This is a genomic window from Streptosporangium sp. 'caverna' (assembly GCF_003203775.1).
GTDB lineage: Bacteria > Actinomycetota > Actinomycetes > Streptosporangiales > Streptosporangiaceae > Streptosporangium > Streptosporangium subroseum.
Genome location: NZ_CP029711.1, coordinates 10,599,730 through 10,611,705, shown reverse-complemented (window position 1 = coordinate 10,611,705; position 11,976 = coordinate 10,599,730). Strand labels below are relative to the sequence as shown.

The window sequence follows — 11,976 nt, the reverse complement described above, 5'->3', positions numbered from 1 at the left end:
GCCCGGGTGGAACTCGCGCGGTGAGTGAAGCAGCAAACGGCTCCGCTCGGCGTCTCTGTGATGTGGAAGTCGAACTGCTCTCCCACGGAGAGCCCCTGACCAGGGACCGCGTCGACGTTGCGACGCTGTTCGCCGAACATCACCTCGGGCTGGTACGGCTGGCTCTGCTCATGGTGGGTGACCAGGCCACGGCCGAGGACGTCGTTCAGGAGGCTTTCGCCCGCACCCACGCGGGCCGGCGCCGTCTGCGGGATCCCGAGCGCACGCTGACCTACATCCGCTCGGCGGTGCTCAACGGATCTCGTTCCGTGTTGCGCCGCCGGGCGGTGGCGTTCCGGCGGGCCGTGCCGTACGAGCCGTCCATCTGGTCCGCCGAGCATGCGGTGCTGCTCGGCGAGGAGCGCCGCGAGGTGCTCCTCGCCCTGCGCGGGTTGCCGAGGAGGCAGCGGGAGGCGCTGACGCTGCGCTACTACCTCGATCTGTCCGACCTGGAGATCGCCGAAACCATGGGGGTCGGCGCCAGCACGGCCCGGTCCACCATCGCGCGCGGGCTGGCCGCCCTCGCCCGAGTGCTTGGAGAGGAATCATGACCGCCACCGAGAACCGCCTGCGTGAGTCCCTGTCCGCCGCCGCCGCGACCGCCGTCGACGTCCGTCCCCTGACCCTTCCGGTCCGCCGCAGGCTCCGGATCCCGATGCTGCTGGTCGCCGCCGCCGTCACGATGGCCGCGGTCGGGGTCGGGTTCGTGTGGGCGGGCCAGCTGGACCCCCGGACGACCACCGCCGTCCAGGCGTCACCTCAGGCGTCACCCGTGCCTCAGACCCAACTGGAGATCTCGGTCTTCCTGTGCAAGGAGAACGACTCCTTTCCGCAGTGCAAAGACTCGAAGAACAAGAAAATCGACAGGGCGAAGATCGCCGAGGCGCTGTGGAGCCGGCCGGATGTGGAGTGGCTCCAATTCGAGAACGCGGCGGAGGCATACAAGAACTTCAGAGACCAGAACAAGAACAACAAGGTCATGCTCTCCTCGATCCGGGTCGAGGACATGCCCGAGTCGTTCCGGATCCTGCCGGAACAGGGTGCCGGCTGGGATGCGATCATCGCGGCCGCCAAGGCACTGCCCGGCGTCTCCAACGTGGTCGACCAGAGGTGCGTATGGGGATGCTGAAGCAGCGGATGGGCGGAGGTGCGCGTTCTTAGGGCATGGACGGTGAAATCTTGCGGCTGGCGGAGCGGGCACCCCGGGTGTCCGCTCCGCCGGCCGTTTCCCCCGACGCCGGGCTGGTCGCGTTCTACCGCGACCAGCGGCTCAACCTTGTCCGGCTCGCCGTGCTGCTCGTCGGTGACAGGGAGACGGCCGAAGACGTCGTGCAGGACGTGTTCGCCCGGCTGCACGGGAAGTGGCGGCCGGGGGTCACGACCCTCGCCTACGTCAGGACCTGCGTGCTCAACGGCTCCCGGTCGATACTGCGCCGCCGGGCGGTGGCGCTGCGCCGGGTCGAGCCGGTCACGGAGCCGGTCGACTCGGCGGAGACCGCCGCGCTGATCGGCGAGTCGCGGCGAGAGGTGCTGCTCGCGCTGGGCCGGTTGCCGCGACGCCAGCGGGAGGCCTTGGTGCTCCGCTACTACCTCGATCTGTCCGACGCGGAGACCGCCGAGATCATGCGCGTGGGAGAGAGCACCGTCAGGTCCACGACAGCCCGAGCCCTGGCCAGGCTCCACCGCGAGCTGGGAGACACCGTATGAGCATCATCGAGGACCGGCTCCGAGACGCCATGGCGGCCCGTGCGGAGGCCGTACCCGACGACGACCGGCCCCTGCCCGCGCCACGGGCTCGCCGTGCCGGGCGGACGGCCCCGATCGCGATCGCCGCGGCGGTCCTTCTCATCGCGGGGACGATCCTCGGGACCGTACGGCTCGGCGACCCCTTCTCGGGGTCGCAGGAGACCATCGTCGCCATGTCCATGGGAGGCAACGAGCCGTCCGACACCCCCGAGGTCAGGGTCTTCCTGTGCAAGGGGGACGGGCTGTGGCCGAACTGCGAGGGCGCGGCGACCGAGACACAGAGGGAGGAGATCCGTCGAATGATCGAAGCCCGGCCCGAGGTGGAGGAGGTCGCCTTCCGGGACCAGCAGACGAACTGGGAGGCGTTTCGGAGTGAGTTCAAGGACAGCCCCAAGCTCCTCCAGGTGCTAACCATCAAAGACATGCCGAATTCCTTCATCGTCCGGATCAGGCCGGATGCCGACTCCTTGGCCGTGGCCCAGGCCGCGGGCAAGCTGCCCGGGGTGTCCAACGCCATCGACAGGGACTGTCTCTTCGAACGCCTGACCCTTCTGTCGAGGATCGAGCGCACACTCCCGTGGGCGGAGGACAGGAAGCAGTGCTCGTACCCGGTGCACCCGGCGGTGATGGATTACGAATGAGGAGATGAGCAAGGGGTACGGCTCGCAACCGTGATCGCGGGCACCTCAACGTACGGCTCGTGCTCGCGGTTGTGGGTCACCGCGCATCCGTGGGTAGGAAGCGTAGGGTGATCCGCAGGCCGTCCCCCAGCTTTGGAGCCACATGAGCATGATCATGGCGGTGAGCTTCACCCGCTACGGCAGGCTGTACTACCTCGATCCCGGTGAGCACAGTCCCAAGGTCGGCGACAAGGTGCTCGTGCCGACCGAGGCGGGGCCGGAGGTGGCCGAGTGCGTGTGGGCGCCGCAGTGGACGAGCGAGGAGGTCGGCGGGCTGCCCGTGTGCGCCGGCATCGCGGACGAGGAGCACCTGACCCGCGACGAGGGCAACAAGCGGCTGCGCGCGGAGGCCCGTAGCGTCTCCAAACGCCTGATCAAGCGGCACACGCTGCCCATGAAGGTCGTCGGCGTCGACTACATGGACGACGACAACGTCTACACGGTCTACTTCTCCGCTCCTCACCGCGTGGACTTCCGTGCCCTCGTCCGCGACCTGGCCCGCAACCTGCGCGCCCGGGTGGAGCTGCGCCAGATCGGCCCCCGCGACGAGGCGCGCCTCCAGGGCGGCATCGGACCGTGTGGCCGGGACCTGTGCTGCGCGACCTTCCTCAAGGACTTCGAGCCCGTCTCCGTGCGCATGGCCAAGGACCAGGATCTGCCGGTCAACCCGCTGCGCATCGCGGGGGCGTGCGGGCGGCTGATGTGCTGCCTGAAGTACGAGCACCCTCTCTACATCGACGCGCACAACAGGATGCCCCGCGTCGGGCTGAAGGTGGACACCCCCGAGGGCGCGGGAACCGTGGTGGGACGCAACGTCCCCTCCGACTCCGTCGTGGTCCGGCTGGACGACGGCGGGCGCCGCTGCGCGTGCCCTTCCGCCTCGGTCTGCTCCCCTCGCAAGCAGCACGACACGATGTACGGCGACGCGGTGGCGGTCGCCGAGAGCGGCCCCGAGCAGTAGCCGTTGCCAGTGGTCATGCGTCCGCCCGATGCGCCTGTCCGGCGGACGCGCCCGGCGGTAGATCCTCGGTCATGGCCCCGGCGACGTACGGATTCCCGCCTCTGCGATGATCTCGCCGGAAATGTGCGAGGGCGTAAGCGTAGGATGTCACCGATATGCGATTGGTCACTCACTCTGCGCGCCCGAGCCTCCGTGCCGGATGGTTGTGCGACCTGACTTACGGAGCGGACAAAGCGTGAGATTTCGTATGGCTGCCGCATTCGCGGCGGTGGTTCTGCTCGCGAGCGCCTGCACCGGAACCACCGGCAAAGAGGCGGCCCTCGACTGGTCGGACTGCGGTGACGGTTTCGAGTGCGCGAAGCTCGCGGTCCCGCTCGATCACGAGAAGCCCGCCGGCGAGAAGATCGGGATCAGCGTGATCCGGCTCCCGGCCTCGGGCGACAGGATCGGTTCGATCCTCATCAACCCCGGCGGGCCGGGTTCTTCCGGGATCCAGTACGCCCGCGGTGCGACCTCGGCGCTGAGCAAGGCCGTACGGGCACGTTTCGACGTGATCGGATTCGACCCGCGCGGGGTCGGCGACTCCTCACCCGTCCGGTGCCTGTCAACGAACGATCTGGACAGCTACGTCGGCCTCGACGGCACGCCCGACTCGCCCGACGAGGTCGCCGTGCTGGAGGAGAGCTCGCGGCGATTCGCCTCCGGGTGCCAGGCCCGTTCGGGGGACCTCCTCGCCCACATCGGCACGGCCGACGCGGCCCGGGACATGGACCTGCTGCGCGCCGCTCTCGGGGACCCCCGTCTCACCTATCTCGGCAAGTCGTACGGCACGCAGCTGGGCGCCGTCTACGCCGACCTCTTCCCCGATCACGTCCGCGCTCTGGTCCTGGACGGCGCGGTGGACCCCTCGCTTCCCCCGCTGGAACTGAACGCCGCCCAGGCGCGTGGTTTCGAGGTCGCGCTCGACGCGTTCCTCGAAAACTGTTTCACGGCCGATGACTGCCCCTTCAAGGGCTCGGTCGCCTCCGCCCGCGCGGAGATCACCAAACTGCTCCGCCATACGGACACGACCCCCCTGGCCAATGCGATGAACGACGGTCGTCCGGTCGGCGAGGGCTGGACCGCCCTCGGCCTGCTCACCCCGCTCTACGACCGGCAGGCCTGGCCGATCCTTCGCCAGGCGCTCGGCCAGGCGCTGAAGGGCGACGGGACCACACTCCTGCGCATGGCCGATCTGTTGGTCGACCGCCAGGAGGACGGCGGATACACCAACCAGACCGAGGCCAACATGGCCATCAACTGTGTCGATTCCACCTATCCCCGTGATCCGGAGGCCTTCGCCGCGGCGGCTCGCAAGGCGGTCAAGGACGCCCCGCTGTTCGGCTCGTACGTCATGTGGGGCTCGCTGCCCTGCGCGTACTGGCCGGTCAAGGCAGGAGCCAAGGAGAAGATCGACGCGCCGGGGGCCCCGCCCATCATGGTCGTCGGCACCAAACGTGATCCGGCCACGCCGTACGAATGGTCCAAGGCTCTTGCCTCCGAACTTTCCTCGGGTGTCCTGGTCGGTTTCGACGGCGACGGCCACACCGCTTACCTGAGCGGTTCCTCGTGCGTGGACAGGCTGGTGGACGAGTATCTGATCGACCTGGCGGTCCCCAAGGACGGAACCAGCTGTCCCAAGATCGGCTGATTCCAAGGCGCGGAGAGCGCCCCGGAACCTGTAGACTGCCGAAGGCCATGTGAAACCTGCGTGGCACGCCGCCTTAGCTCAGTCGGCCAGAGCACTTCACTCGTAATGAAGGGGTCTGGGGTTCGATTCCCCAAGGCGGCTCCAGGTCAGAGGCCCCCACCGGACACCGGTGGGGGCCTTTTGCTGACCCCTTGCTAACAGAACTCACTTGATCGGCCAGCTTGGGCTCTTGAGGTCGAGGAGCGTGAATGCCTCGTCGACCCATGTTGCCTCCAGTCGATTACTGGTGATCTTCATGAGGATCGAAGAAGCGGTCTCAGCCTTGGTGGCTGGACTGCTGTCTTTGGAGAGAAGATTGGCAGCGAACGCGGCCAGAGCTTTGAACGCCGTGTAGGGCGGAGCTTCAGAGCCGGTCCACTGGACCGGCAGCCTCGCTTGGTTGCCTGCCGTGCGGAGCCGTGATCGAAGGTCCTCATTGTTCCGGATCGACTCACGAAGGCTCTGGAAACCCTGACGGAAGCAGCCCAAGAGGGTGCAGTCACGATCAGAGAGGTTCCGTTCAGAGGCGACCCTGACAAGGAGGGACTCCAGCCGGCCCTCTGCCTCAGCAGAACGCTCAAGCACTTCACGCCGGAACTCGTCATCTTCGGGGAGCCCCTTGCGAGCGCCGCTCCACAGCTTCCATATGGCGAAGAACTGTCCGTAGATCTCATAGAAGGCGCCGAGAGCCAGGAGATCCAGCTCTCGGCGCTTCTTACGCTCGTCCCAGCGGGCGGTGATGCGATTGCTGACGAACCACCCCAAGGAGAGCGTCAGCAGGGCAACGACAAGGTTGGGTACTGCCTTAACCGTTTCCGCCCACAGTGCTGAACCCATGTGGTCCTCTCGTCTCCGGTGTACCAATAGATCGGAGATGAGGGGTAGAACGTGTCAGGCATCTTCGATCGGGTTCAGGGCGTGAGCGAAGATGTCGGCGGCGGCCGCCGCCGAGTGGATCACGTGGACGTGCACGCGCAGGGTGATGGCCGGGTCTGCATGTCCGAGTCGAGTCGCGGCCATGTCGGCGCTCATTGATCGTTTCGGTCGTGGAACTCTAGAATGCCGTTCTATGCCCCCCGCGATCTTAGGCGGCCTCGCCGCCGCTCTTCTGCTGGCCTCCACCGCTCCCGCCATGGCCGCAGCCCCCGTCAAGCCTCTGACCTCGGCCCAACTGCGCGCCGCCCTCATCACTCCCGAGGACCTGGGCGATGAGTACGCCCCCAACCCGAAACGCAACCGCGAGACGTTGGACTCTAAAACGGCCCACACAAAAAAGTGCGTGAAGGCTATCAAAACGCTGAAACCCCTCCTCGGAAGTAAGGCGGCGGTCTTCATCGACGAGGAGGGTAAGCCGTCGGGGGTCAAGCAGTTCGCCATAAGCGGCACCCCCGCCCAGATGACCCGTTGGCAGACGGTGGGCAAGGTCATGGTTCGTGACTGCATCAGGGGCAACACGAGTGCCAATGGCGTTGGGGGGAGGATCACCAAGCTCTCCATCGGCAAGTTCGGGGACTGGGTGTACGGGATCAGATACAGCGAGACGGTCCCCGAGGCGAAAATCAGTCCGGTCCACGCGATGGACATTGTGCTCATCAGAGTCAAGAACACCGTCACGCTGCTGGTGAGCGACGGTTTTTTTGCGACGTTCGATCCCGGCCTCAGCAAGCGGGCCGCGAAGGTGGCAGTGCCAAAGCTGCGGGACGCCCAGTAAACGGTCTCGAGGCCGCCTGCTGGGCGCCGTGGTGGTACGCAACCGGGTGAAGAACGCTCTGGCCCTCCCCCCTCGTGCCGTGGAGATCTGGCCTAAGGGAGAGGCCGGGTCATGGGGAACCAGGCGTGGTTTCGGTCCGGAGTTCCGTATCGTGCGGGAGGCCGGGAAGTCGATCGTCTCGGTCGCTGGGCCGCTCTGAACCGGCCAGCCAGGGGTTCAGCGCGGAGTTCGCCAGAGCGCCCCACTGCTGCTCTGCCACCCGGACACCGAGGCTGTATCGGACGGCCAGGTCGAGGGCGGTGGCGAGGACTCCGCCGAGCAGGAAGACCGCGACGAGGTCCACCAGCATTCCCAGCAGCCGCCGTCCGGCGGTGAGCGGACGGGCGGCGCTTGCGGGGAGAGCGGCATGCCGTCGGTAGACCAGGTGCAGCAGCGGCCGGCAACAGCCGGTCGGAGAACAACGGTCGCCTCTCCGTTCGCTCTTATTTTCGGTCAGTTTGTAATGGGCCAAATCATCTGACCGTATCGATCGTCGAATTTAGTTCATCCGGTTTTGCGACTGTGATGCGAGGTCCCGGGAGCTCGGCGGCGACGGCACACCTGCTGAAGGGGCTCCCGCAACTCATCGGGAACCGGCGGGTCCACGGGCGTTGTCAGGAGCGGTTGAGACAGGCAAGATCCAACACATGCCGCGCTTGATGAGGATCGCCGAGTTCATTGTGTCGCTCCAGGCGGTGCAAGCACTGGCAGGCGGCGCACTGCTTGCGTTTGTCCTCGTGAGCTCGGCTGACGAGGTGAGCTCCTGGCTTGTGCTGTTGCTCGTCGGCCTCTGCATGGTCATCGCGGTCCTGGCCGGTTGGTTGGCAAGTAGGTGGATCTATCGCGCAAGGCGAGACCGAACCGTCGTGCTCGTGCTCGAAACCCTTCTGGCGCTCGGCTTCGTCTCCGCGCTTGCCCTGGATTCCGATCTCAGCATGCGCAGCGTGCTGAATCTCAACGTGGTCCTGCCGGTCATCGTGGTCGTTCTCCTGTTTCTCCCCTCCGCGAGAGCTTGGTTCGACCGCTGATCAAGCGTTGGATCGGGCTGGGGCTCAAGAGCCCCTCTCGGCTCATCCGTGGAGATCCAGGGCAGACGGAGATGTGGTTTGCGCGGCACCGCTCTCAAGATTCTTCGGGGCTCTTCGCGCCACGGCGAGGTGAGGGTTGACGTCGAGTGCGCGAGTCGGAGTGGCCTGCCGGCCGGCGCACCGGGGCGGGACAACCCGAACGGTCCGAACGCGACAAGGCCCGTTTGTGTGTCGTAGTGCACGCTCGGCCCTATGTGTGTGTTTGTACGCAGAACGGGACGTTGTGCCTGCCTAATGTCAGTGCTGTCCGGAACGCGCAGCACTGAAAAAGCGCACCGGGCAAGGCACCACAGGTTCTCCTCCGAGCACCCTCACTCAAAGGAATCCCTCATGCGTAAGCTTCGCAGTGTTCTTGTCGGCACCGCCCTGGCCGGCGCTCTCGCGGCCGGCATCGCCGCCGCCCCCGCCCAGGCCGCCACCGCCTCCACCGCCTCCACGGCGAGCACCGCCTCGGCTTCCCAGGCCCAGTACACCAAGCACTGGTTCTCCGGCTACTCCGACTTCGGCCGCGGCGAATCCCGCGGCGAGCGCTCCAACTACAAGGGCTACTGGTACTACTCCAACGGCCGCTACTACTTCGACATCGAAGCCTGGGACCACGACCGCGACCGCCAGAACACCTACGTCGACTTCAGCTACCACGACAACAGCGGCTGGCACACCCGCCGGTTTGCCACCGGCGGCCACGGCGAGTGGAAGTTCAACATCAGCGCCCGCGGCGGCTTCGACGGCTTCCGCACCCACATCGGCGAAGGCAACAGCCGCGACTTCGACTGGGGCAACTACTACCGCCACTCCTTCTAAACCGCCCCACCGACCACACCTCCCAACCATCTGACACACCGATGACGCGGCCACGTCTCCGACGCGTGGCCGCGTCATGACCCGAGAACGGCTCCGGCCGGCAGAAACGCTCAGCGGTCCAGCTGACACCTCTGCCGGCCGGAGCCATTTCCCCGGACGTGGTGATCGGTCGCCCATGCTGCGTCGATCGGCGCGGACCAGCGGACCAGCGGACCAGCGGACCATGCGAGTCGGTCGGCGCGCCTGACCTAAGGGTCCGCGGGACCTGGCCTGACTACGGGTGAGCGATGACGGCGTATCTCTCGTCGTGGATCGGGCGGCCCCACAGGTCCGGGTCGGTGAGCGGCTCGGCGCGCAGGTCCGTGGTGAACGGCCGCAGAGCCTGGAGGAGACGTTCGGCGGTCACCCCACCGAGCCAGGGCAGGGGTTCGGACTCGGCGGCATAGGGCTGGTCGTCTGCGGGGGTCTGCCAGCGTCCTTCGACGAGAACCAGTCGCCCACCTGGACGCAGAAGGCCTGTCCAGCGGCGAAGGGCGCCTTCGGGATCCGGCAGGGTCCACAGCAGATGCCGGACGAGGATCACGTCAAAGGAATGCCCGGCCGCCGCCGGCGGATCGCTCGCGTCGCCCGTCATCAAAGCGATGTCGAAGCCCGCCGCGGTGAGTTTGCGGCGGGCCTGCTCAACCATCAGCGGGGACAGATCCACTCCGACCGGACGGTGTCCCTGCTCGGCGAGCAGGAGTGACAGGGAGCCGGTGCCGCAGCCCAGATCCAGAACGTCCGCCGGCGGCCGTGGCATCCACGAGCGCAGCCGCTCTGCCCATGCGCTCCTGGCCTGGGGATCGCGAAGGCCGTGGTCGACTTCGTCGTCGAAGGAAGCGGCGGCGGCATCCCAGTAGGACGAGATTGATGCGGTATCCGATTCTGACATGAGGTGGATCGTGTCAGCCGGCACCGACAAGAAGAGGAGCGGCTCACGCTCCTGCGCGAGCACCGAGAGCGTGTCACCACTCAGATCGACGAGCTCACCCGATGCCTGTCCTCGATCAACTACAAGGTCGGGGCGTACGAAGACATCCCTGCCCAGGGCGCCGAGACCACAGGTGAGGCTCATCCTGGCGCTTAGCTCGCCCGGCGAGGTCGGACGGCTCGGGGCGCTCAACCGGTCCCCTCGTCCGCGCCGGGGCCCACTTCGAAGATGGCCGCCGTTTTGTAGTCGTTTGTAACACTTGAGGGTCTCGGACCACTTCCTCGTGTCAGAACAAAACACCCGGGACGAAGGGGGCGGGCGGTGACGGACGACTCTCAGCGGTTCACCACCATGTATGACGAGTGCCGGCAGCGAGTGTGGGCCTACGTGGTCAGCCAAGCGGGCCGGCAGGTCGCGGACGAGGTGGTGAGCGAGACGTTCGCGATCGCCTGGCGACGGTTCGACGACGTGCCGGACCCCGCGCTGCCGTGGCTGCTCGGCGTCGCCCGCAACGTGCTGCGCGACAACATCCGCGCCGAGATCAGACGCGAGTCGCTCGCCGGCGAGCTGCGCGCCTGGACGGAAGAGGACCATGCCGAGCAGGTGGCCGAGCGGTTGGCCGTTCTCAAGGCGATGACCTCCCTGACCCAGGACGAGCGTGAGCTTCTGATCCTCGTGGCCTGGCAGGGGCTCACCCCGCGCGACGCGGCCCGGGTCGTCGGATGTTCCCCGACGGCCTTCCGCGTGCGGCTGCACCGCGCCCGCAAGCGGCTTGTCCAGGCAATGAAGGCGACGCCGACGGCCCCGTCCCAGTCCCGAGTGCGCAACCTCAGCGAGGAGTGGTCATGAACCCGATGGATCAACTGCGAGCGGCGCGCCCGGCCCACCTCGACACCCCGGTGAGCGAGAGCACCCGGGCCGCCGAGCTTTCTCATGCGATGGCGCAGGCCAGGCCGGTACGGCGCCGGAAGATCGCCAAGCCGGTGTGGGGTCTTGGTCTGGCCGGTGCGGCGGCGGCGGTCACAGCCGTCGCCGTCGCGGTCACCACGACCGGTGGCACGACGCCGTCACCGACGGCGGTGGCCGTCCCTTCCACCACGAAGAGCACGCAGAGCACGCAGCCGGTCCTCCGGCTCTCGGCCAAGCAGGTCCTTCTCGTCGCGGCCGAGTCGTCGCTGAAGGCCCGGGAGGAGAGCGGGGCGTACTGGTATGTCGAGGGGGTGAGCGGCAGCGCCGACCAGGTGGGCACTTCGGTGCGTTACACGGTGCACAGAACGAGCCGCAATCAGCTCTGGGTGGCCCGTTCGCCGAAGAGTGAGAGCTGGTTCGTCGACCAGAACCTGGGCACCAAGCCCGCCCCCGGCGCGGAGGACGCCTGGAAGAAGGACGGCTCGCCGACGAAGTGGACGGTCGACCTGCTGAAGCCGGGTGCCAAGGGCCCGACCAAGGTCGGTCTGACGATCGAGGCAAAGGCGGGCAAGCCGTTCGGCAATTCGATCAACGTGGGCGACAAGGTCTTCGACCTGGCCGGGCGGAACGTGTCGGTGGCCGAGCTCCAATCGCTGCCCACGACCGCGGCCGCCCTGAAGAGGCGTCTGCTGAAGGGCTACGCCGGTCACGGCACCGAGTCGAACGACCCGCAGGACGCGGATTCCTGGCTCTACCAGGTGGCCTCGGGGCTGCTGCGTGATATGCCGGTGAAGCCCGCCGTACGGGCCGCGGCCTACCAGGTGCTCGCCGGGCTGGACGGTGTGCGGTCGCTGGGTGAGGTCACCGACCCGCTGGGCCGTAAGGGGCAGGGCGTCGCGCGGACCGAGAAATGGATCACTGGTACGTTCGAGCACCAGCTCCTCGTCGACCCGGAGACCGGGGTCCTGCTGACCGACCAGATCGTGGCCGTCCACGGGATCGAGACGTACGCCTGGGCGAAGCCCGGCACCGCCATTTCCTGGTCGTCCACCACCGAGGCTTCCTGGACCGACAAGAAGCCCGTCAAGCCGGAGTAGACCGGGACGAGGGATGAGGTCCGCCTCACCGCTTCCCCCGGCGGGGCGGACCGTGAATCCAACCAACTACACCTTGGACGTCGCCGCCCGCGCAAACGGTTCCCCACCCCCGGCACCACCGCGCGGGACCTCGGCCCGGGAACGGCGTCAGTCATGTTCCGGAGATCATCACCATCGCCGGGCGCGGCCGGACGTCCCCGACT

16 protein-coding genes and 1 tRNA gene are annotated in these 11,976 nt (G+C 67.2%); 13 read left to right on the top strand and 4 right to left on the bottom strand.

Annotated elements, in window-relative coordinates:
* Nucleotides 1-74: 74 nt before the first annotated feature.
* From DKM19_RS45885 to DKM19_RS45855, 7 genes are all read left to right on the top strand, one after another.
* Nucleotides 75-590, top strand: a complete 516-nt coding sequence (locus tag DKM19_RS45885; protein ID WP_369990777.1) for a sigma-70 family RNA polymerase sigma factor — start codon at nucleotides 75-77, stop codon at nucleotides 588-590.
* Complete coding sequence (locus DKM19_RS45880) at nucleotides 587-1,168, top strand: permease-like cell division protein FtsX (protein ID WP_110704885.1); 582 nt, start codon at nucleotides 587-589, stop codon at nucleotides 1,166-1,168. Before DKM19_RS45885 ends, DKM19_RS45880 begins: the two co-directional genes overlap by 4 nt.
* Before the next feature lie 35 nt (nucleotides 1,169-1,203).
* On the top strand, nucleotides 1,204-1,746 hold the full coding sequence (locus DKM19_RS45875; RefSeq protein ID WP_110704884.1) for a sigma-70 family RNA polymerase sigma factor: 543 nt from the start codon (nucleotides 1,204-1,206) through the stop codon (nucleotides 1,744-1,746).
* Nucleotides 1,743-2,426 carry a permease-like cell division protein FtsX gene (locus DKM19_RS45870; protein ID WP_110704883.1) on the top strand — a complete coding sequence of 228 codons (684 nt, stop codon included), beginning with the start codon at nucleotides 1,743-1,745 and terminating at the stop codon, nucleotides 2,424-2,426. Before DKM19_RS45875 ends, DKM19_RS45870 begins: the two co-directional genes overlap by 4 nt.
* A gap of 142 nt (nucleotides 2,427-2,568) precedes the next feature.
* Nucleotides 2,569-3,426 (top strand): stage 0 sporulation family protein, encoded by an 858-nt coding sequence (locus DKM19_RS45865; RefSeq protein WP_369987464.1) that lies wholly within the window; start codon nucleotides 2,569-2,571, stop codon nucleotides 3,424-3,426.
* A gap of 247 nt (nucleotides 3,427-3,673) precedes the next feature.
* Nucleotides 3,674-5,116 (top strand): alpha/beta hydrolase, encoded by a 1,443-nt coding sequence (locus DKM19_RS45860; protein WP_239513954.1) that lies wholly within the window; start codon nucleotides 3,674-3,676, stop codon nucleotides 5,114-5,116.
* Nucleotides 5,117-5,183: 67 nt separating this feature from the next.
* A tRNA-Thr gene (locus DKM19_RS45855) sits at nucleotides 5,184-5,260 on the top strand.
* A gap of 60 nt (nucleotides 5,261-5,320) precedes the next feature.
* On the opposite strand, the gene DKM19_RS45850 is transcribed toward DKM19_RS45855, so the two are convergent.
* Entirely contained in the window at nucleotides 5,321-5,992 is a 672-nt protein-coding gene (locus DKM19_RS45850; protein ID WP_110704881.1) for a hypothetical protein, read from the bottom strand.
* A gap of 54 nt (nucleotides 5,993-6,046) precedes the next feature.
* Entirely contained in the window at nucleotides 6,047-6,175 is a 129-nt protein-coding gene (locus DKM19_RS52685; protein ID WP_255415484.1) for a hypothetical protein, read from the bottom strand.
* Nucleotides 6,176-6,224: 49 nt separating this feature from the next.
* On the opposite strand from DKM19_RS52685, the gene DKM19_RS45845 reads away from it, so the two are divergent.
* Nucleotides 6,225-6,866 carry a hypothetical protein gene (locus tag DKM19_RS45845; protein WP_110704880.1) on the top strand — a complete coding sequence of 214 codons (642 nt, stop codon included), beginning with the start codon at nucleotides 6,225-6,227 and terminating at the stop codon, nucleotides 6,864-6,866.
* A 109-nt stretch (nucleotides 6,867-6,975) separates the two neighbouring features.
* Here DKM19_RS45845 and DKM19_RS45840 read toward each other — a convergent pair whose 3' ends face one another.
* Complete coding sequence (locus DKM19_RS45840) at nucleotides 6,976-7,209, bottom strand: hypothetical protein (RefSeq protein WP_162642266.1); 234 nt, start codon at nucleotides 7,207-7,209, stop codon at nucleotides 6,976-6,978.
* A gap of 343 nt (nucleotides 7,210-7,552) precedes the next feature.
* On the opposite strand from DKM19_RS45840, the gene DKM19_RS45835 reads away from it, so the two are divergent.
* Nucleotides 7,553-7,933 carry a hypothetical protein gene (locus tag DKM19_RS45835; RefSeq protein WP_110704878.1) on the top strand — a complete coding sequence of 127 codons (381 nt, stop codon included), beginning with the start codon at nucleotides 7,553-7,555 and terminating at the stop codon, nucleotides 7,931-7,933.
* Between the two features lie 390 nt (nucleotides 7,934-8,323).
* Nucleotides 8,324-8,797, top strand: coding sequence for a hypothetical protein (locus DKM19_RS45830; RefSeq protein ID WP_110704877.1), 474 nt, complete (start codon nucleotides 8,324-8,326; stop codon nucleotides 8,795-8,797).
* A gap of 274 nt (nucleotides 8,798-9,071) precedes the next feature.
* Here DKM19_RS45830 and DKM19_RS45825 read toward each other — a convergent pair whose 3' ends face one another.
* Nucleotides 9,072-9,728: a class I SAM-dependent methyltransferase gene (locus DKM19_RS45825; RefSeq protein WP_110706459.1), complete on the bottom strand. Its 657-nt coding sequence runs from the start codon at nucleotides 9,726-9,728 to the stop codon at nucleotides 9,072-9,074.
* A gap of 3 nt (nucleotides 9,729-9,731) precedes the next feature.
* On the opposite strand from DKM19_RS45825, the gene DKM19_RS50340 reads away from it, so the two are divergent.
* From DKM19_RS50340 to DKM19_RS45815, 3 genes are all read left to right on the top strand, one after another.
* Nucleotides 9,732-9,923 carry a hypothetical protein gene (locus tag DKM19_RS50340; RefSeq protein ID WP_162642264.1) on the top strand — a complete coding sequence of 64 codons (192 nt, stop codon included), beginning with the start codon at nucleotides 9,732-9,734 and terminating at the stop codon, nucleotides 9,921-9,923.
* A 165-nt stretch (nucleotides 9,924-10,088) separates the two neighbouring features.
* The gene (locus tag DKM19_RS45820; RefSeq protein WP_239513953.1) at nucleotides 10,089-10,616 is read left to right on the top strand and encodes an RNA polymerase sigma factor; all 528 of its coding nucleotides are present in this window, start codon (nucleotides 10,089-10,091) and stop codon (nucleotides 10,614-10,616) included.
* Nucleotides 10,613-11,773 carry a CU044_5270 family protein gene (locus DKM19_RS45815; RefSeq protein WP_110704876.1) on the top strand — a complete coding sequence of 387 codons (1,161 nt, stop codon included), beginning with the start codon at nucleotides 10,613-10,615 and terminating at the stop codon, nucleotides 11,771-11,773. Before DKM19_RS45820 ends, DKM19_RS45815 begins: the two co-directional genes overlap by 4 nt.
* Nucleotides 11,774-11,976 lie beyond the last annotated feature (203 nt).